The following is an 18,257-nucleotide window of genomic DNA, read 5'->3' on the forward strand; positions in this document are numbered from 1 at the left end:
CGAATCGAAAGGTTCGGGGGCAGTACGTGTTTCAGGGTCGCGATCGATTTCCCCGCGATCGGTGTCGCCGCGTCGGGCGGTGGTGTCGCGCGCTAGCGCCCTGCCGTGCTCACTTTCACGCTGCCGACGAAGCGACGCGAGATGTCGCTGCCGTCGTGGTTGTAGGCGTTCATCAACTCCACCAGTGCCGCGCTCAGGGCGCGCAGGGCCGGGGTTTCGAGGCCGTCGTGCCAGCCCCAGTGCGAGGGCACGGCGTCCACGACGATCACAATGCCCGCGTCGTAGGGTGTTTCGACGGTGAACCGTATCGAGGCGGGGGCGTCGCGCAACACGTCCGGCAGCACCATCTCCCCCACTGTCTGCTCGCCCGCCACATACTCGGCGTCCCCCGAGACCTCGTCGTCCAGGCCGGTGTCGCCGGTGAGCAGTCGGGCCAGTGCGATGTCCTCGCTGATCATTTCCGCGATGCGCGCGAGGCTGGCGTGGCGGCCGGGTCGATCGTGGCGGGCCCCGTAGCTGCGGTCGCCGACGGTGATGGTTTCGCGGGTGTGAGTGGTGATGCGGTCGAGCAGCCGTTGGGCGGCGGCGCGTTCGGCGGCGCCGGTGCGTGGATGTTCGATGAGGTTGCGCAGCCGGGCAATTCGGTGCGTGGTGGCGGTGGCCATGGGTCCCCTTTCCCCGTTGCGCAGATCATGCCAGGGGTGGCGGGCGTGCGGCCAGACTCCGGTAGTACGGCGCGGGATTCGAGACGGGTGGCCGGGGGTGGGGTCGCGGTGACCCCGAAACCGTCACCGCTGCCGCCGGATCCAGGCTCCCCGTCGCGAATCCCACTCCTAGCGGACGCTACGCCCACCGGCACGCCACCACCACCTCGCGGCGTGCTGCGGTCACGTCACGGATCGGTCGGCGAACGCGTGAAACTCCCCGGGGTGAATGCCCCGGGGAGTCCATGCCGCGAATGTGGTTCAGGCCGGGCGGTTCTCGTGAGCGATGCCCGCGTGCTCCTGGCCGCGACGGAAGCGCAGCAGCCGCAGCGCGTTGCCGACGACGAGCAGCGTGGAGCCTTCGTGGATGAATACCGCGGGCCCGATGGGCAATCCGAGCAGGGTGGCCGGGACGAGGGCGGCGACGATGAGCAGGGCGACGGTGAGGTTCTGGCGAATGATGGCGGCGGTGGCGCGGCTCAGGGCGACGGCGAACGGGAGTCGTCCGATGTCGTCGGTCATCAACGCGACGTCGGCGGTTTCGAGGGCGACCGCGGAGCCGCCGGCACCCATGGCGATGCCGACCGAGGCGTTGACCATGGCGGGTGCGTCGTTGACGCCGTCGCCGACCATGGCGGTGCCGCCGCGGGCGTTCAACTGCCCGATCATGGCGACCTTGTCCTGCGGGAGCAGTCCGCCGTGGGCGGCGTCGAGGCCGAGCCCGTCGGCGACGGCGTCGGCGACACGCTGGTTGTCCCCGGACAGCACGACCATGTCGTGGATGCCGAGGGCGCGTAGTTGGGCGATGACGGGTGCGGCTTCCGCGCGCGGGGTGTCCATCACGCCGAGTACGCCGAGGTAGACGCCGCCGTCGCGCACGATCATGGTGGTGCGTCCGAGGCTGTGCAGGTGTTCGACGGTGGCGGCGATGTCGTCGGGGATGCCGTCGCTGTCGAGTTCGGTGAACATGGTGGTGTTGCCGATCTCGACCGCGCGTCCGTCGACGAGTGCGGTCACGCCGCGCCCGGTCACCGAATTGACTTGTGTCGCAGTGTTTTCGGTTCCCGCGGGTGCCTGCTGGGCGAGGTCGCGGGTGATGGCGGCGGCGAGGGGGTGGTCGCTGAAGGATTCCACGGCGACCACGGTGGTGATCAGTCGGTCGCGCAGGCTCTCGCGCACGGGCACGAGGTCGGTGACGCGCGGTTGCCCCCAGGTGAGGGTGCCGGTCTTGTCGAAGGCGATCGAGGTGACTCGCCCCAGTGATTCCAGCGGCCCACCTCCCTTGGCGAGTACCCCGGCCTGTGCGGCGCGCGCGACTGCGGCCAGTACGGCACTGGGGGTGGCGATCGCCAGGGCACACGGGCTGGCGGCGACGAGCACGACCATGCCGCGATAGAAGCTCTCGGCGAAGGGTTCGGACCCGGCGACCATTCCGACGCCGATGACCGCGAGCACTCCGGCGATGACGGCGGGCACGTACCAGAGTTGGAAGCGGTCGATGAAGCGCTGGGTGGGTGATTTCTGGGTGTCGGCGTCCCGGACCATGGCGATCACGCGTGCCAGGGTGGAGTCCTCGGCGCGAGCGGTCACCACCACGTCGAGAGCCCCGGAGCCGTTGAGGGTGCCCGCGAACACCCGATGGGCTTCAGTGACCGCGCCACGCCCACTGAGTGCCTGTTGGCGGTCGGCGACGGGTTGTTTGTCGACCGGCATGCTCTCCCCGGTGACCGAGGATTCGTCGACGGCGCTGACTCCGGCGACCACGACCCCGTCGGCGCTGAGTCGCGAATTGGGCAGCACCACAACGGTATCGCCGATGCGCAGCTCGTCGATGTCGATCTCCTCGACGTCGCTGCCACGGCGTACGAGCGCGGTGCGCGGCGTGAGTTCGCCCAGGGCGGCGATGGAGCGTTGCGCGCGGCTCATGGCGTATTCCTCGAGGGCGTGCCCGAGGCTGAACAGGAACAGCAGTACCGAGCCTTCGGCCCATTTGCCGACCGCGGCGGCTCCGGCGGCGGCGGCGAGCATCAGGAAGTCGACTTCGAAGCGGCCGCGGCGCACGGTGTCGATCGCCGAGCGCACGGTGAAGAACCCGCCGAGCAGGTAGGTGGCCGCGAACAGGCTCGCCGGTAGCCAGCCGGGTGTGTCGAGGAGGTATTTGCTCACCATGCCGCCGGTGTAGGTGACACCGGAGGCGATGGCGGCGACCATTTCGGCGCGTGGGCCGAGCAGTCCGTGTCCGTGCGCGCTGTCGGCGCGAGGTGGCCGAGTGTTGGCTGCTGCTGTGGTCATACCCCCGAAGATAACATCAATACATGCGTATGTCTGCATGTTAGAATCTGTGCGGTGGCCCCCTACTGCGTGGCGAGCGCCTCGACGAGCTGTTCCAGCCCCGCGACACTGGATTCACCCCCGGCGGTCGCGGTCTCGGGCAGCCCGATGAACCGGTGCGCTCGCCCGGCCGGGGTGGCCGCGAACAGGGTGCGCAGTCGCGCCTCGATCCCCGCGCGTTCCTCGTTGCTGCGATAGCTGTAGACGACGACCTCGGGCTGCCGTGGCAGCAGCGCCTCCACCGCGAGTTGCGCGCTGTAGTCGCCGGGATCCATCTCCTGCCGGGTCACCAGGTTGCGCAGGTGCGCGGCGTCGAGGATGTCGCCGTAGAGTCCCCCGGCATGGCTGTAGACCTGATCGGCGTACAGCGTCACCTCCAGCACCGAATACCGCGGTAGCGCAGCGGCTTTCGCGGTCGCGGCACGCAGCCGGGCGTCGAGCCGGTCACGCAGTGCGCGTGCGGTGTCGGTCACCCCGAGCACGGTCCCCAGATCGGTCAGGTCATCGAGGCTGCCGGAGATGGTGGCGTCGAGCTTGTGGGGTTCCCACAGTGCCTGATTGATGTACACCGCGATCCCGACACTCGCGAGTTCGTCGCGGCCGGGTAGTCGTGTGCCGTCGAAGTGGTATTCCTGATCGGCGACCACGAGGTCGGGATGTGTGGCCAGCAGTGCCTCCCCGGTGGTCTCCGATCCCGACAGCACCCGAATCGCCGAGGCGGCGGTGGCCACGTCGGGGGCGTACGGCGCGTAGTCGGTCCCGGCCTGTGCGATGACGCGATCGGCGACACCGAGCCGGATGAGCGTGTCGGTCATTCCCGGATACAGCGACACGATGTGCTGTGGTGGCCGCGCGAAACTCAGTGTGCGCCCGGCATTGTGCACCTGGATGGCGGCGGCGGTGTCGGAATTCGGGCCGGGTGCGGTGCAGGCGGCGGCGAGCAGGCCGATCCCGCACAGCAGGGCCAGCCGTCGTGGCAGTGTCGCGGTGAGGTTCACGCTGGGGCTCCCTGGTCGGTTCGCAGTGCGGAGAAGGTGTAGCTGGGTCGTCCGGTGCGGGTGTTGACGCCGATCTCGGCGGCCACCCCGAACACCTCGGCGATGGTCTCGACCGACAGCACGTCGGTGAGCGCCCCGGCGGCGGCGATGCGGCCGGCGCGCATCAGGTAGGCGTGCTCGCAGTAGCGGGCGGCGACGTTGAGGTCGTGGGTGACCATGATGGTGGTCAGCGCCAATCCTTCGATGTGGTCGAGCAATTCGATCTGGTGGCGCAGGTCGAGATGGTTGGTGGGTTCGTCGAGCACCAGCACTCTCGGTTGTTGGCACAGTGCGCGCGCCAGGTGCACGCGTTGCTTCTCCCCGCCCGAGAGGGTCGAAAAGCGCGCGTCGGCCTTGTGGGCGAGCCCGACGTTGGCCAACTGCCGGCTCACCAGTGCGCTGCCGCCGAGGGCGGTCACTTCGCGCACGGTGAGGTCGAGGTTGTTGTCGTTGTGCTGCACCATGGCCGCGACCCGGGCGGCGGCGTGCCGGGCGCTGAGCCGGTTCCAGACGTCGTCCCCGCCGACGCGGACCACGCCACCGGTGGGGCGCAGGGCCCGGTAGAGGGTGCGCAGCAGGGTCGATTTGCCGCTGCCGTTGGGTCCGAGGATGCCGACGAATCCGCCGGTGGGGATGTCGAGGTCGACGCCGGTGACGATGGGGACCTCACCGAGGTGGGCGTCGAGGCCGGTGACGGTGACCTGCACGCGCGGTCAGCTCCGTTCGGGTTCGCGGCGCACCAGCCACAGCAGGAACGGCACACCGAGGAAGGCGGTCAGAATGCCCAGCGGCAGTTCGGTATTCGACATTTCACGGCCGGCGGCGTCGACGAGGGTCAGGAACGCGGCCCCGGCGGGAATGGCGGCCGGTAGCAGCAGCCGATGGTTGGAGCCGATGAGCAGTCGCAGCGTGTGCGGCACGATGAGCCCCACGAATCCGACACTGCCCGCCAATGCCACCGCCGCCCCGGTGAGCAGCGCCGCCACCACCAGCAGTTCGATGCGTACCCGGGTGACATCGACACCGAGGGAGGCGCTCGCGTCATCGCTGAGCAGCAGCCGGTTGGCGGTGCGCGCGCGGGCCAGTGCCCACCCGAGCCCGGCTACGGCCAGGGCGGTGACGATCGTCAGCTGCTGCCAGTGCACGCCCGACAGAGAGCCGAGCAGCCAGAACATCACGGCCGCAAGCTGATCGGGGGTGGCGCGGATCTGCAGATAGCTGGTGAGGGCTTGCAGCAGGTAGCCGACCGCGACCCCGGCCAGCAGCAGCCGTCCCGGGGCGAGTATGCCGTGGCGGCGGCCGACGAGCAGGGCCAGCAGCAGCGCGAGCAGGGCTCCGGCGAAGGCCGCGAACGGCAGCAGGCGGGCGGCGTAGGCGCTACCGGCACCGAGGGTGACCACGGCGACGGCCCCGACCGAGGCGCCCGCGGACGCACCGAGGATGTAGGGCTCGGCCAGCGGATTGCGCACCAGGGTCTGCAGCAGTGCTCCGGCGGCGGCGAGGCTGGCTCCCACGAGTGCGGCGGCCAGGGTGCGTGGTGCGCGCTGGGTCCACACGATGTGGTCGTCGATGAGGTCTGTGGCCCCGGGTCCCAGGCCGGTGACGTGATGGCACACGCTCTGCCACACCTGGTTCGGGGCGATCGGGGCCGCGCCCGCGCACAGTCCGGCCAGGATCGCGGCGGCCAGGGTGATGATCAGCGCCAGCAACAGCATCGGATAGCCGGTGCGGGTGATGCGGTAGCCGTCGCCGGTGCGCGCAGGCCGCCCGGACTCGGGCCGCGAGCCAGCGCGGCGACGCGACAGACCGTTGAACAGGAATCGCCACGTGGGGCGTCGGCTGCCGTTCTTCTCGATCACACCGTCCTTCGCGATCACCGCGTCCGCTACCGCTGTGCCCGAATCACCTTGGCCGCGTGCAGGTTCGGTGTGTGAAGCCCCGTGGGGACGGGTGTCGGTGGAGGTGCCGGGCCGCAAGGCCGCAGGCCACGCCATAGTCGCCTCTCTCGATGCTGCCGGGGTGGAGGTCCGGCCGACCCACCACCGGATTATTGACAATCATTATCAATAGACGATGAGCGTGGCAGCCGCCAGTACCGGTGACCCGCTTCACAACCAACCCCGACCTGTCGCCTGGGTCTCATTCCCGGCCAATCCATTGCCCGCACTCCGCGCCGGTCACTACCTTGACGACCGCTAATGGAAACCGTTTCCATTAGCGGAAGGAGAAGTTCATGTCCGAGCTGTTCTCGTTCACCGATTCCCAGGCCGAATCGCATCTGGCGGCCCCGCAGGCGCCGGGCACCCACGCCCTGGTGCAGAACCCGTTCGCGTTCGACGAGGTCGAGTCCGCGCAGTCGCTGGCGGCCCCGCAGGCGCCGGGAACTCATGCGCTGGTGCAGAACCCGTTCGCCTTCGACGAGGCCTGATCCTTCGCTCGTTTTCCCTCCGTGAACGCGTGCGCCCGGACTCGTCCGGGCGCACGCCCCCGAAAGGACACCGCAGTGCTCGACTTCGCCGACGGCTACCAGGTTTTCGCCGATGACCGCGCGCAGTGGCTCATCGCCCGCCCCGATGGCCGCTTCCTGCGCCTGGGCGGTCCCCCCGAGGTGATCGCCGCACTGATCACCGCCGTACGCGCGGGCACCGCAGAGCGCACCGCACTGGATGGTGTGCCCGGTGAGCTCGCCGAGCAGTTACTGGCCCGGGGCGTACTCGTCGACCGTGCCCACCGGCCCGTGCGTTCCGGTCGAGTGCTGCTCGACGGCGACAACATCCTCGCCGACGCGCTGGAAAGTCTGTTGATCACGTTGGGCCACAGTGTCATTCGTGGCGATGCCCTGACCGCCGAGCTCTCAGGGTGCGACGCGGTCGCCGCCTGTGCGACGGTGTTGCCCGATACCCGCTGGCAGCGTCTCGATGCCCGCTGCGCCGAGACCGCGACGGCCTGGCATCGAGGCTATTGCGAGGGTGACAGTCTCGTCCTCGGCCCGTGCACGCTGCCCGCGCGCACCGCCTCCTACCGTGACACTCGCGGCCGGTTGCTGGCCGCCAGCCTCACCCCGGACGAGCTCGCCGCCCTGTGGCGGCACGGCGACACCCCCGACGCGCACCGCCCGCGCCCGGATGCCGCCGCGGCCGCGGTGGCCGCCGGATTGCTGGCCCTGGATCTCGATGCCCTGCTGCGCGGCGACGAGCTACCGTCCGAGGGTCGGCAGCTGGTGTTTCATCCCGGCAGCGGCCACCTCACCCGTCATCCGGTGCTACCACTGCCCTCGACCGCCGCCCTACCTTTCGACAGCAGCGAATTCCTCAGCGGCGCAATGGTTTCCGGCAGCGCATGATAATCGACACCGATCTGCGGGTGCCCGCCGCCGACGGCAGTGTGCTGGCCACCGACCTGTATCTGCCCCAGGACGCGCACGCGCTGGTGATCGTGCGCACCCCCTACGATCGGGCCGCGTTGCGCCGCGACGGGCTCGGGTGGGCGCGCGCCGGGATCGCGGCACTGATCCAGGATGTGCGCGGCCGCTACGGCTCCACCGGAATCTGGCAGCCCTACGCGCACGAACGCGCCGACGCCACCGCCCTGCTCACCTGGCTGGCACACCAACCGTGGACACCGGATCACGTGGTGGCCGTGGGCGCCTCCTACGCGGCGTGGACCGCGTGGGCGCTGGCCCTGGAAGGCATCGGTCGCGTGCACGGGGTGATCTCGATGGTGCCCGCGACCGGTATTCACGCCGTCAACCACACCGCGGGCATCCTGCGCCTGGCCGAACACCTCACCTGGTGGAGCGAACACGGGCAGGGCCCGATCAGCCGCACCGCGCTGCCCGCCGCCGCCCTGGCCGCCGATCCCGGCCTGTATCACCGGCTTCCGATCCGTGAACTGGGCGCGCATCTGGGATTCGAGGCACGACAGTGGTGGCCGGTGGTCTCCGACGACCCCGCCGAACACCCGTGGCAGCCCGAAGTAGTCGATGCGGAGTCCTTGCGCGCGTTGAGCATTGCGAGCCTGCATGTCGGCGGCTGGTACGACCCGTTCCTGCCCGCCACCCTCGATCAGTGGCGGCAGGTGGGCGCGGACGCGCCACAGCGTCCACCCCGGCGTTTGATCGTCGGCCCGTGGGCGCACGCCCTGTCGTCTCCGCACACCGCGACCGTCGGCGACCGTCACCACGGCCCCGATTCCCGACTGCCACTGGGCCGCATCCAGGTGCAGTGGGTGCGCGATCTCCTCGACGCGGACCCGCCCACCGGTGAATCGCTGTATCCGATCGGCGCGAGTGGCTGGCAGTCCTGGCCGTCGAGCGCACCGACCTGTCTGTGGCCCGCCCCCGACGGCACCCTCACCGACAGCGCCGTCGTCGGTGTCACCCGCGACTACCGCTACGACCCGCGAGACCCGTATCCCAGCAGCCTGCCCGGCCACGCCCACACCCCCGGCACCCGCGGCGACACCCTGCGTTTCACCCTCCCGCGACAGCACACACCGCTGCGCGTCATCGGCACACCGGTGCTGCACCTGGTCACCAGCGCCCCCGTGCCCGCCGACCGGGTCGCGTTGCTGATCGAAACCACCGCCGACGGCACCGAATTCGTGCTCGCCGACACCGCGGCCAGCCTCCCCGCGGGCCGCCACCGCGTCACCCTCACCTTTTCGCCGGTGGCCGTGGAGATCCCGACGACCTCCACGTTGACGCTGCTGCTGACCGGCGGCTGGTTCCCGGCCCTGGCCCGCCATCCGCAGACCGACGAGAACCGTTACCGCGCAACCACTCTCGCCCCGGCCACGCATACCGTGCAGCTGGGCGCGACCCGGCTGCAATTCCCTCTCGCGAAAGGCTGACCCATGCCCTCGGTGAGCTCACCGCTGCCCGGCGACCCACTGCTGGATGCCCGCACCGGCATCGTGACCGCCCTGCACTCCTTCGCGCCGAGTCCGCACGCACCCCCGCACTGGGTCGGCGCGAGCGCGCGGCTGGCCGACACCGGGCGCTTCGGTGAATTCCGGGCCGACCGCTACGGATTCGGTGCCGCCCTCGGCGACCACGAACGCGCTCGGCTGGCCGCTTTGGGGGAGGCGGTGGAACGCTACTGCGGAAACGCCGTCCCCGACACCCTGATCCGCGCCTCCTGGCGGCAGCTGCGACTGGATGGCCGCGCCGCACTGGATCCGGACACCGTGGCGCTCTACAGTCCCGCCCAGTACGCGACGCCCGGTTTCCCGTTCACCCCCATGACCCGCGACCATGTCACGGCCTGGGTGCCCGGACGTGATCTGCACACCGGCGCACCGGTTCTCGTGCCGGCCGCACTGGCCTACCTCAACTACTTCACCGGCCCCCGCAGCAGCGAGCCGCCCACCAATTCGGTCTGCTACGCCGGGATCGCCGCCGGAGCCGATCGCGCGCACGCCGAACGCTCCGCCCTCGAAGAGATCATCGAACGTGACGCCGCCACCCTGTGGTGGGCCGCGGGCGGCCCGGCGCGCCCGGTCACCGGGTTCGACACCGGATATCGCGGCGAGATCGCCACCCGCATGCTGTGGATCCCTTCGCAATTCGCGCCCCCGGTGCTGGCCTGCTTCATGCACAACCGGGAGCACGCCATGATCGCGTTCGGCAGCGCCTGTAAAGCCGACCCGCGCGAGGCCGCCGCCAAGGCCCTGGTCGAGTGCTACGCCATGTACGAACTCACCAGCGAGGTCGCCGATCCGGACTCCGCGCTGTGGCAGGCGGTGGCGCGCGGCGACTTCCACCCGCACACCTTCCGCCCGTATCGCGCCGATCGCGCCTACCACCACGACTTCCGCCCCGACCTGCGCGACATGATCGACCTGCCCACCCTCGCCCAGTACTACCTCGACCCGCGCCATCAGGGCACACCCCTGGACCGGTTGCGTGCGGGCGGCGACGCGGTGGAGCTGTCGGCGCTACCGCGCGCCGACACCAGCGACCCGCTGCGCACCTATCTCGATGACCTTGCCGCGCAAGGGTTCTCGGCCTATTCGGTGGATCTCACCACCGCCGATGTCGCCGCGGCCGGGCGTACCGTGGTGCGGGTGATCGTGCCCGGCACCTACGGCAACGCCCCCGCCGCGTTCCCGTACCTGGGTGGCACCCGCCTCTACGAGATGCCACGGCGGCTGGGTTTCACCGACCGCCGCCTCACCGAGGACACCATCTACCCGCATCCGATCCCCCACGTGTGAGGACCTCCATGACCTCGGCTCTGCTCGACGACCGCACCGGCATCATCCGCCGCCTCACCCCCGTCACCGCGCCGCAGTTGTTCCCGCCCGGCTTCCACCTGTTCGACTCGGCGCTGGCCGACACCCGGCGTTTCGGGCCGTGGCCGGTCGACTCCGCGGGCGGCGGCTGCGCCTTCGACGATCCCGACGCCGCCCGTCACGCCGCCATCGGAGAGGCCGTCGAACGCTACTGCGGAAACCTGGTGCCGCCCGGCCTCATCCGAGGCTCGGCCCGCGAGCTGGGTGCGCTCGGCCACCGGATGCTCGATCTGCGCAAGGTCGCGCTGTTCGCCACCGAACAGTACGAGCGGCCCGGCTTCGCGTTCCATCCCCTCACCGCGGACCTGCCACGCGAATGGACCACCGGCACCGACCTGGTCAACGGCACCGAGCAGCTGGTGCCCGCCGACCTGGTGTGGGTGTCCTACCTGCACGCGGTCACCGCGCGCGGCCTGCGCCACACCAACCCGATCATCCAGGCCGGTCTCGCCGCCGGACCCGACCTCGACTTCGCCACCCGCGCCGCCCTCTACGAACTCCTCGAACGCGACGCCATGGCGTTGGCCTGGCACACCCACCAGCCGCTGCCCGACCTGGCCCCCGGCCCCACGATCACCGCCCTCACCGACCCGATCGGTGAACGCATGCGGCCGCGATTCCTGTTGTTCCCCAACGAATTCGGTGTCCCCGTCGTCGGCGCACTACTGCACGACCAGCTCGACGGCTACCTCACCATGGGCACCGCCGCCCGACCGACCGCGACCGCCGCCGCCCGCAAAGCCCTCGCCGAAGCCCTGCAACTGCAACGCTTCGTGCGCGAATACGACGACCCCACCGGCCCCTACATGCGCGCCGCCGCCGACCCGCGCAGCCCCCTGCTGCCGTGGCGCGCCGAGCGCGACTACGCCGACGGTTACGGCCCCAACCACGTCAAGGCCGTCGACTACGGCTGCCATCTCCAGCTCTACCTCGACCCGAGCATGCAGGCACGATTCCTGAGCGCCCTCGACTCCGTGTGCACCACAACCCGATCCATGACCGACCTCGACGCCGACGCCGTGCCCGCCACGACAGACGCCGTCCTGCAGCGCTTCACCGCGCACGGCATCTCCGCGATCCGCTGCGATCTCACCACCGCCGACATCGCACCCACCGGCATGCGCGTCGTACGCGTCATCGCCCCGGGCCTGTACTCCAATTCCGCTGCCGGACTCCCGTTCCTGGGCGGCACCCGCCTGGCCGCCGCCCTCGGCGGCACCGTCCGGCGCACCCTGCCGCTACCGCACTGACCCCTCACACCCGCCCGAGAGCGACCACCAGAACCGGGAACGCGCTCTCGGGCGTACCCAGCAGTTCAGCCATCGCGTCGTCATGGAATCCCGCGATCGCGCAGCAGCCCGTCCCCACCGCCGTCGAGGCCAGATACAGATTCTGTGCCACCACACCGGCATCCACGTGCAATGTCCGGTAGTGCCGCAGCGGATACTTGCCCATCGTGCGATCCATGCGCGCCACCAGGATCACCAACGTCGTCGTGAACTGCACGAACTCGGGCTGAGTCAGCAGCGCCGCGAACTCCGGCACCCGCGGAGCGGCCCGAAACAGGTTCAGCTCGTGGCGGATCCGCTCATACCGGTACACCCCGGCAGGTACCGCCGACCCGGCCAGATCCACCACGCACACATCGATCGAGGCCAATCCGCCCGCACTCGGCGCCGTCATGAACACATGCTCACCCCCGGCCCGTGTCAAGCGCCGCTGCTGCGCCCCGCACGCATGCCCCAGCACATCCGACAACTCCGCTACGGCCAGGGGTCCCGCGAACCGATGCACCGAACGCCGCCGCGCCAGCACCACATCCAGCGCTTCGGACCCCAACCCTCGACGCGGCGGCAGCACGATGCTCGGTGCCGTCGCATCGAGGTGTGTCGAGCAGTGCCCGGGACGGCGTGCGACACAGTCTGTCTCGGGCAGGCCCGACAGTGTCCGGTGCACCCGGGCCGCCGCCGCGATCCGCTCGTTCAGCATCGGCCCGAACCCTCACCGGCCGTACGGGTCACCGCGGCCTCGTCGACTGCGCGCCGCCGCTCGTCCGGTATGGGGTCCCGCCCAGCCGCCGCCGGCCCCATCGGCACGAGTGCCCCGGCGATCGCGGTCGCCACCAGGATCGGGATCGCCAGGCATACGGTGGCGCGAATACCCCACGCGCCCACCACCGCTCCCGCACCCAGCGCGCCGAGTGGCTGCCCGCCCCAGGCGAGCATGCGCGCGGTGGTGTTCACCCGCGACTGCAACTGCCCGGGCGTGCGTTGCGCGCGCACCGAGACCCCGTTGAGGATCACCACCATCGCCGCACACTGATACACCGCCAGTGCCGCGAGCCCGGCCCACAGCGTCGCAGCCCACACCCATCCGGCCACCGCGACCGCCGCCGAGAGCAAGCCACCGACCGCGACCGCGCGCACCGGCAGTGCGGTCAGGCGCGGCAGTAGCACGCTGCCCGCGAGTCCACCTGCCGCGAGCATCGAATAGGCCAGTCCCACCGCGCCTCCCGTGCCACCGCGATGGACCTCGACGACGGTCACGACCAGTAGTCCCATCACGATGCCCTCGGCGATCGCGTTGCCGACGCCCAGGGCGGTCAGCGCGCGCACGATCGGGGTGCGGGCGATGAAGCGCAGGCCCGCACCGATATCGGCGAGTACCGAGGCATCCGGTGTGGCGCGTGTCGGGGTCGGGATCGCCATGCGCGCGAACAGGGCTGCGGCGCACAGCATCATCACCGTGTCCGCCAGCAGCGCGTAGGTGGGGGTGATCAGCGCGGCCAGTACGCCACCCGCGCCGGGGATCGCCATGCGGATCACGCTGTACACGCCGGTGGAGGTCGAGAACGCGTGCGGCAGCGCCTCCGTGCTCACCAGGGCCGGTAGCGCGGCGAAGGTGGCGGCGTCGAAGAACACCAGGGCGGTGTTCACCACGATCGCCACCGCGAACACGTGCCCGATGCTCAGCAGTCCCAGGGCGGCGCTCAGGGGGATCGAGCCGCCCGCCAGCGCGCACACCAGACAGCACAGTGCCGCAAGCCGTCCCGGCGGATACCGATCACCGAGTGCGCCCGCGATCAACCCGACGGCCAGATACGGCAGCGCCTCCACAGCGGTCAGTGCGGCGACCAGTGCCGGGTCGCCGGTGTGCTCGAACACCAGCAGTGGCAGCGCCACCGCCGAGACGCCACCGGCGATCCAGACCGCGGCGCGTGCGATCAAGAACACACGAAACCCGGTCGGCCGCAGTGCTTGACGGTCCACAGTCATGGCCGTAATGATAACCATTGTCATTAGCAGGTCCAGAGTGACCCGCGCCATAGCACCACCGAGAACCGACGAAAGCTGGCTTCACATGCGACACCGCGCCACTCGATACGCCTTGCTCACCACCGTCATCGCCGGCGGCAGCGCCTTCACCCCCACCGCGCTGGCACCCACCGCGATTGCCGCGCAAGGACAATCGAGCACGCTGCAGTCCGACGGGGGCACCACACTCACCGTGAGCGTCACCGACACCGACACCACCGGCGCGGGAGATCAAGCCCCCGGCGGAGTTCCGTTCTCGCACGCCGTACAGGTCGCCGGACGCTACAGCGTCGAGGTCGCACCCGCCGCGGTCACCGCCGGAACCGTCGCGGTCGGCTACATCGTCGGCTGCGGCGTCGACCTCTCCAGCGGCATCACCGTCGGCATCAGCCCCAACCAGAGCGGCACCGCGGGCATCACCCCCTCGATCACCCTGGGCGCGCCGCCGTCGGTGAGCATCGCGCCGAGCCTCTCGGGCACCGCCGGACTCAGCGAATCCCTCACCGCCACCCTGATTCCCGGCCAGGTCACCACGCTGACCACCGCGACCGCCACCCTCGATTCCACCACCAGCTTCCCCTACCGCATCGCGCATCAGCGCACGCCGCTCAATGTCGCGCGCTGCGCCTCACCGGTCACCGCGGTGCCGTTCGTGACCGCCTCGGTCGCCACCACCGACGGGTTCCTGCAGAACTCCGCCTACGGCAACCAGTTCGCCTTCTGAGTTCCGGGCAGGCTCTTTGTGTTTCGGGGTACGCGAGGACGAGTCGGCACATGCGTATGTCCGCATGCAGAGATATCTCGAATTGAAACGTGTTCTAGTGTGATGGTGTGGACGTCACATACGAAGGCACACAACGAGAAATCAGCACCGACAAAGGTGTCCTGCGCTACCACGAGGCCGGCGACGGCCCGCCCCTGATCCTGCTGCACGGCTCCGGCATCGGCGTCAACGGCTGGCGCAACTTCCGCGGCAACCTCGGGTTCTACGCCGAGCACTTCCACTGCTACGTACTGGAATTCCCCGGCTTCGGCGTCAGCGACCCGGTGCCGGGGCATCCCGTACTCACCGCCGTGGACTCGGTCATCCGCTTCATGGACGCCCTCGGCCTGGATTCCGCCGCCCTGCTGGGCAACTCGATGGGCGGCGTCGTCGCCGTCAACGTCGCCATCGCCCACCCGCAGCGCGTCGAGAAGCTCATCGCCATCGGCGGCGTCGGACACAGCCTGCTCTCGGCCAACCCCAGCGAAGGCACCCGGCTGCTGTCGGAATTCGCCGACGACCCCAGCCGCGAAGGCCTGCTGCGCTGGCTGCGCTGCATGATCTACGACCCCAAGATGATCACCGACGACCTCGTCGAGGAACGCTGGACCGCCGCCAGCGAACCCGACGCCCAACACAGCCTCAAAGCCATGTACGGCTCGCAAGCCCTTGCCCTGCAACAGCAGTTCATGGAGAACTCCCCCACCCCGCCGTACTGGTCGATGCTGCACAAGGTCAAGAGCCCGGTCCTGCTCACCTGGGGCGCCGATGACCGCCAATGCCCCACCGACATGGCGCTCATACCGCTACGGCAGATCCCGCATGCCGAACTGCACGTGTTCCCCAAATGCGGGCACTGGGTGATGTACGAGGCCCAGGAGGCCTTCGAACGCGTCACCCTCGAATTCCTGCACCGCTGAGGCGAACTCAGCGACCGCCGAACACCGCCGCCTGAGCGGCATCCAGCAGCTTCACCAGCTCATCGCCCTCGTTGTCGTCCAACACCGCGAACGCGGGGGCGATGAGATCCTCGGTGATCGACTCCGCCTGCATCCAACGACCCTTGAGCTCCGCGGTGATCTCCTCATACGGTTCCGGCCACCCGAAACTACGAGCATGCTCGGGCCCCGACTCCAGCGGCGACCCCGCGATCAGCACCGCCTGCACCGGCGTCAGACCACTGCCGAGCACGCCGACCAGATGCAGACCGCCACGCAGTTCCCGCAGCGTCTGGATCAACTGCAACGCCAAGCCCGGACCATCGCCGGCACGCGGCAGCGCACGCCAGCCCGCGAACAGCGGCGCCGACACCGGATCCGCCGCGGCCACCACCGCGCCCAGCAGTTCCGCGAGCCGATCGGCCTGCGCGAAATCAGCCAGACGACGCCGACCGAAATCCTGACAGACCCCCAGATACCGCACCGCCGCCTCGGCCGCCGGGATGTGCGCGGTCGACTCCCACGCCGTACGCACCGTCTGCGGGCGGAAGAACCCGAACGCCGCCGTCACCACATCGGCGTCGACCTCACCCAGCACACCGCCGCGACCCCGCGTGTAGACGGGCAGGAAGCCCGGCACCCCGGTCTCGTCGGCGAAGGCCCGAGCTTCCCGGGAGAACATGAATCCCCCACCGATCTGCTGGATCTGATCCTTCACCGCGGACGCTACCGACATGTCCGTTCCTCTCTGAGCGGAAAGCGCAATCCACCCGAGACTATTTCAGCCCCGTCGGCGGCCGCACACGGGCCACCACAACCGCCGCTCAGCAACAGGTGGACACCCAGACCGACTGCGCGGCAACCGTTTTCACACCCACCCCAGCCCGTCACCGGAATCGCCTGCGCGGCAACGTCCCTGAACTCACAGCCCAACCTGCGAGAACGATCTATGACATCCGCTAATCTTCAGTCGGTGCTAGGACATTCACATGCGACCAGCGGAGCCCTCGCCTGGTCAGCGGCCGCCGCGGCGCTACCGTTCACCGTCTTGACCTATCCCGCAGTGGAATCCGGGTCGATACGCGCCGTAGACCTGGTGATGGGCACCTTCCTCACCGCGGGCGCCGCACTGCTGCCCGACGCCGACCACCCCAACGGCACCATTTCGCATGTGCTGGGCCCGGTTTCGCACTACGCGTGCAAAGGCATCTCGAAAATCTCCGGCGGCCACCGCCACGCCACCCACTCCTTCGCCTTCGTCGCCGCCATCACCTACGGCACCTGGGCCGGCGAACACTGGCTCGGCCGCTACTTCACCCTCGCCCTGGTGTTCTTCCTGCTCGCCCTCGCCATCAAGGCCCTCAACTTCGCCCCCAGCGGCGACGGACCCAAATCCTGGGTCACCGTCGTCATCCTCGCCGTCTGCGGCACCTTCGTCATCGACCACTGGATCAGCGACAAACCCCTCTGGCTGCCGTTCTCCGTCGGCCTCGGCGCCCTGGCCCACCTCATCGGCGACTGCCTCACCGACCGCGGCTGCCGCCTGCTGTGGCCACTGCAGATCCGCACCCGCGTCCCGATCATCGACCGCACCGGCAACAAGGTCGAAACCCTGGTGCTGGTACCGATCTTCGCCCTCGGCACCCTCGCCCTGCTCTGGTACACCATCACCCACCAGCCCTGAGCCCGCCTCGTAGAATCCGATGACCGGTGACGCAGCGAGAAACGGAGTCGAGCATGAGCGATCGTGAGGAACTGACCTGGGACCTGTTCGGCACCGCCGGGCGAGAACTCGCCCAGGAGATCGCCGACGACGGATTCGAACCCGACCTGATCCTCTCCATCGCCCGCGGCGGCCTGTTCGTCGCCGGATCCCTCGGCTACGCCCTCGACGTCAAGAACCTCCACGTCATGAACGTCGAGTTCTACACCGGAGTCGACCAACGCCTCGACCTACCGGTCATGCTGCCACCGGTACCCAGCGCCGTCGACCTCACCGGCGCCACCGTCCTGGTCGCCGACGACGTCGCCGACACCGGCAAAACCCTCAAACTGGTGCGCGACTTCTGCTCCGACCACGTCGCCGAAGTCCGCTGCGCGGTCATCTACCAGAAACCGCACTCCGAAGTGGACTGCGAATACGTGTGGAAGCGCACCGACCGCTGGATCAACTTCCCCTGGTCGGTGCAAGCACCCGTAGTACAGCGCGACGTCCGCGTGCTGGACGCCTGAACCGCGAAACATCCACTCCGACAACGACAACGGCCCGGAACCTCTAGGTTCCGGGCCGTTGAACTGTCGATACCGAAAAGCGGATCAGACCAGCTCGGCGGACAGGATGGTGATCGCCTCGGTCGGCACGTCCTGGTGGCCGGACTTGCTGCCGGTGCGCACCTTCTCGATCGCGTCCACGACATCGATGCCGTCGACAACCTTGCCGAACACCGCGTAACCGAAGCCGTCCTGGCCCGGGTAGTTCAGGAAACCGTTGTCGGCGGTGTTGATGAAGAACTGCGCGCTGGCCGAATGCGGAGCCGAGGTACGCGCCATGGCGACGGTGTACTTGTCGTTCTTGAGGCCGTTGCTGCCCTCGTTCTCGACCTGATTCGGGGCCGGCTTCTGCTGCATGTTCTCGGTCAGGCCGCCACCCTGGATCATGAAGCTCGGGATCACCCGATGGAACACGGTGTTCGCGTAGTGGCCCGCCTTGACGTAGTCCACGAAGTTCGCGACGGTCTTGGGCGCCTTGGCCTCATCGAGGTCCAGGGTGATGTCCCCGGCGGAGGTCTTCAGAAGCACTTTGGTCATGCGACCCATCGTATGGGAGCCCGAATCACCGCGACCGAGCGGCATCGAAACGCGGCTCCCCGCTTCAC

Annotated in this window: 18 protein-coding genes; 9 read left to right on the plus strand and 9 right to left on the minus strand. The window is 69.3% G+C overall.

Annotated features, from left to right (window positions below; genetic code table 11):
• Nucleotides 1–92 precede the first annotated feature (92 nt).
• From OG300_RS13060 to OG300_RS13080, 5 genes are all read right to left on the minus strand, one after another.
• A complete protein-coding gene (locus OG300_RS13060; RefSeq protein WP_405495556.1) occupies nucleotides 93–665 on the minus strand; it encodes a hypothetical protein in 573 nt (190 codons plus the stop codon).
• Nucleotides 666–965: 300 nt separating this feature from the next.
• Nucleotides 966–2,996: a heavy metal translocating P-type ATPase gene (locus tag OG300_RS13065; RefSeq protein ID WP_405495558.1), complete on the minus strand. Its 2,031-nt coding sequence runs from the start codon at nucleotides 2,994–2,996 to the stop codon at nucleotides 966–968.
• A 62-nt stretch (nucleotides 2,997–3,058) separates the two neighbouring features.
• Nucleotides 3,059–4,033, minus strand: a complete 975-nt coding sequence (locus OG300_RS13070) for an ABC transporter substrate-binding protein (RefSeq protein ID WP_405495560.1) — start codon at nucleotides 4,031–4,033, stop codon at nucleotides 3,059–3,061.
• Nucleotides 4,030–4,779, minus strand: a complete 750-nt coding sequence (locus tag OG300_RS13075) for an ABC transporter ATP-binding protein (protein ID WP_405495562.1) — start codon at nucleotides 4,777–4,779, stop codon at nucleotides 4,030–4,032. Before OG300_RS13075 ends, OG300_RS13070 begins: the two co-directional genes overlap by 4 nt.
• A gap of 6 nt (nucleotides 4,780–4,785) precedes the next feature.
• On the minus strand, nucleotides 4,786–6,066 hold the full coding sequence (locus OG300_RS13080; RefSeq protein WP_405495564.1) for a FecCD family ABC transporter permease: 1,281 nt from the start codon (nucleotides 6,064–6,066) through the stop codon (nucleotides 4,786–4,788).
• Between the two features lie 239 nt (nucleotides 6,067–6,305).
• On the opposite strand from OG300_RS13080, the gene OG300_RS13085 reads away from it, so the two are divergent.
• From OG300_RS13085 to OG300_RS13105, 5 genes are all read left to right on the plus strand, one after another.
• Entirely contained in the window at nucleotides 6,306–6,500 is a 195-nt protein-coding gene (locus tag OG300_RS13085) for a streptamidine-related RiPP repeat protein (RefSeq protein ID WP_405495566.1), read from the plus strand.
• Between the two features lie 75 nt (nucleotides 6,501–6,575).
• Nucleotides 6,576–7,415, plus strand: a complete 840-nt coding sequence (locus OG300_RS13090; protein ID WP_405495568.1) for a hypothetical protein — start codon at nucleotides 6,576–6,578, stop codon at nucleotides 7,413–7,415.
• On the plus strand, nucleotides 7,412–8,923 hold the full coding sequence (locus OG300_RS13095) for a CocE/NonD family hydrolase (RefSeq protein WP_405495570.1): 1,512 nt from the start codon (nucleotides 7,412–7,414) through the stop codon (nucleotides 8,921–8,923). The genes OG300_RS13090 and OG300_RS13095 overlap by 4 nt, the downstream gene beginning before the upstream one ends.
• A 3-nt stretch (nucleotides 8,924–8,926) precedes the next feature.
• Nucleotides 8,927–10,288, plus strand: a complete 1,362-nt coding sequence (locus OG300_RS13100) for a YcaO-like family protein (protein ID WP_405495572.1) — start codon at nucleotides 8,927–8,929, stop codon at nucleotides 10,286–10,288.
• An 8-nt stretch (nucleotides 10,289–10,296) separates the two neighbouring features.
• On the plus strand, nucleotides 10,297–11,616 hold the full coding sequence (locus tag OG300_RS13105) for a YcaO-like family protein (RefSeq protein WP_405495574.1): 1,320 nt from the start codon (nucleotides 10,297–10,299) through the stop codon (nucleotides 11,614–11,616).
• A gap of 4 nt (nucleotides 11,617–11,620) precedes the next feature.
• On the opposite strand, the gene OG300_RS13110 is transcribed toward OG300_RS13105, so the two are convergent.
• Both OG300_RS13110 and OG300_RS13115 read right to left on the minus strand, forming a co-directional pair.
• Complete coding sequence (locus tag OG300_RS13110) at nucleotides 11,621–12,355, minus strand: SagB family peptide dehydrogenase (RefSeq protein ID WP_405495575.1); 735 nt, start codon at nucleotides 12,353–12,355, stop codon at nucleotides 11,621–11,623.
• Nucleotides 12,349–13,641: an MFS transporter gene (locus OG300_RS13115; protein ID WP_405495577.1), complete on the minus strand. Its 1,293-nt coding sequence runs from the start codon at nucleotides 13,639–13,641 to the stop codon at nucleotides 12,349–12,351. Before OG300_RS13115 ends, OG300_RS13110 begins: the two co-directional genes overlap by 7 nt.
• Before the next feature lie 85 nt (nucleotides 13,642–13,726).
• Here OG300_RS13115 and OG300_RS13120 point away from each other — a divergent pair, with 85 nt between their 5' ends.
• On the plus strand, nucleotides 13,727–14,404 hold the full coding sequence (locus tag OG300_RS13120; RefSeq protein WP_405495579.1) for an MspA family porin: 678 nt from the start codon (nucleotides 13,727–13,729) through the stop codon (nucleotides 14,402–14,404).
• A gap of 107 nt (nucleotides 14,405–14,511) precedes the next feature.
• Nucleotides 14,512–15,363, plus strand: a complete 852-nt coding sequence (locus OG300_RS13125) for an alpha/beta fold hydrolase (RefSeq protein WP_405495581.1) — start codon at nucleotides 14,512–14,514, stop codon at nucleotides 15,361–15,363.
• Between the two features lie 7 nt (nucleotides 15,364–15,370).
• Here OG300_RS13125 and OG300_RS13130 read toward each other — a convergent pair whose 3' ends face one another.
• Nucleotides 15,371–16,117 carry an SCO6745 family protein gene (locus tag OG300_RS13130; protein ID WP_405495583.1) on the minus strand — a complete coding sequence of 249 codons (747 nt, stop codon included), beginning with the start codon at nucleotides 16,115–16,117 and terminating at the stop codon, nucleotides 15,371–15,373.
• A gap of 213 nt (nucleotides 16,118–16,330) precedes the next feature.
• Between OG300_RS13130 and OG300_RS13135 the strand changes: the two genes are divergently transcribed.
• Together OG300_RS13135 and OG300_RS13140 are read left to right on the plus strand one after the other, a co-directional pair.
• On the plus strand, nucleotides 16,331–17,065 hold the full coding sequence (locus OG300_RS13135) for a metal-dependent hydrolase (RefSeq protein WP_405495585.1): 735 nt from the start codon (nucleotides 16,331–16,333) through the stop codon (nucleotides 17,063–17,065).
• A gap of 53 nt (nucleotides 17,066–17,118) precedes the next feature.
• Nucleotides 17,119–17,613 (plus strand): phosphoribosyltransferase, encoded by a 495-nt coding sequence (locus tag OG300_RS13140; RefSeq protein WP_405495587.1) that lies wholly within the window; start codon nucleotides 17,119–17,121, stop codon nucleotides 17,611–17,613.
• Between the two features lie 84 nt (nucleotides 17,614–17,697).
• Here OG300_RS13140 and OG300_RS13145 read toward each other — a convergent pair whose 3' ends face one another.
• On the minus strand, nucleotides 17,698–18,189 hold the full coding sequence (locus OG300_RS13145; protein WP_405495589.1) for a peptidylprolyl isomerase: 492 nt from the start codon (nucleotides 18,187–18,189) through the stop codon (nucleotides 17,698–17,700).
• Nucleotides 18,190–18,257 lie beyond the last annotated feature (68 nt).

Source organism: Nocardia sp. NBC_00511 (assembly GCF_045161165.1).
GTDB lineage: Bacteria > Actinomycetota > Actinomycetes > Mycobacteriales > Mycobacteriaceae > Nocardia.

What these genes read in the sequence shown, in the direction of transcription:
- OG300_RS13115 (WP_405495577.1), bottom strand. Translation starts at nt 13,641, where the DNA reads ATGACTGTGGACCGTCAAGCACTGCGGCCGACCGGGTTTCGTGTGTTC.
- OG300_RS13130 (WP_405495583.1), bottom strand. Translation starts at nt 16,117, where the DNA reads ATGTCGGTAGCGTCCGCGGTGAAGGATCAGATCCAGCAGATCGGTGGG.
- OG300_RS13065 (WP_405495558.1), bottom strand. Translation starts at nt 2,996, where the DNA reads ATGACCACAGCAGCAGCCAACACTCGGCCACCTCGCGCCGACAGCGCG.
- OG300_RS13105 (WP_405495574.1), top strand. Translation starts at nt 10,297, where the DNA reads ATGACCTCGGCTCTGCTCGACGACCGCACCGGCATCATCCGCCGCCTC.
- OG300_RS13060 (WP_405495556.1), bottom strand. Translation starts at nt 665, where the DNA reads ATGGCCACCGCCACCACGCACCGAATTGCCCGGCTGCGCAACCTCATC.
- OG300_RS13145 (WP_405495589.1), bottom strand. Translation starts at nt 18,189, where the DNA reads ATGACCAAAGTGCTTCTGAAGACCTCCGCCGGGGACATCACCCTGGAC.
- OG300_RS13120 (WP_405495579.1), top strand. Translation starts at nt 13,727, where the DNA reads ATGCGACACCGCGCCACTCGATACGCCTTGCTCACCACCGTCATCGCC.
- OG300_RS13110 (WP_405495575.1), bottom strand. Translation starts at nt 12,355, where the DNA reads ATGCTGAACGAGCGGATCGCGGCGGCGGCCCGGGTGCACCGGACACTG.
- OG300_RS13080 (WP_405495564.1), bottom strand. Translation starts at nt 6,066, where the DNA reads ATGGCGTGGCCTGCGGCCTTGCGGCCCGGCACCTCCACCGACACCCGT.
- OG300_RS13100 (WP_405495572.1), top strand. Translation starts at nt 8,927, where the DNA reads ATGCCCTCGGTGAGCTCACCGCTGCCCGGCGACCCACTGCTGGATGCC.
- OG300_RS13085 (WP_405495566.1), top strand. Translation starts at nt 6,306, where the DNA reads ATGTCCGAGCTGTTCTCGTTCACCGATTCCCAGGCCGAATCGCATCTG.
- OG300_RS13140 (WP_405495587.1), top strand. Translation starts at nt 17,119, where the DNA reads ATGAGCGATCGTGAGGAACTGACCTGGGACCTGTTCGGCACCGCCGGG.
- OG300_RS13135 (WP_405495585.1), top strand. Translation starts at nt 16,331, where the DNA reads ATGACATCCGCTAATCTTCAGTCGGTGCTAGGACATTCACATGCGACC.
- OG300_RS13095 (WP_405495570.1), top strand. Translation starts at nt 7,412, where the DNA reads ATGATAATCGACACCGATCTGCGGGTGCCCGCCGCCGACGGCAGTGTG.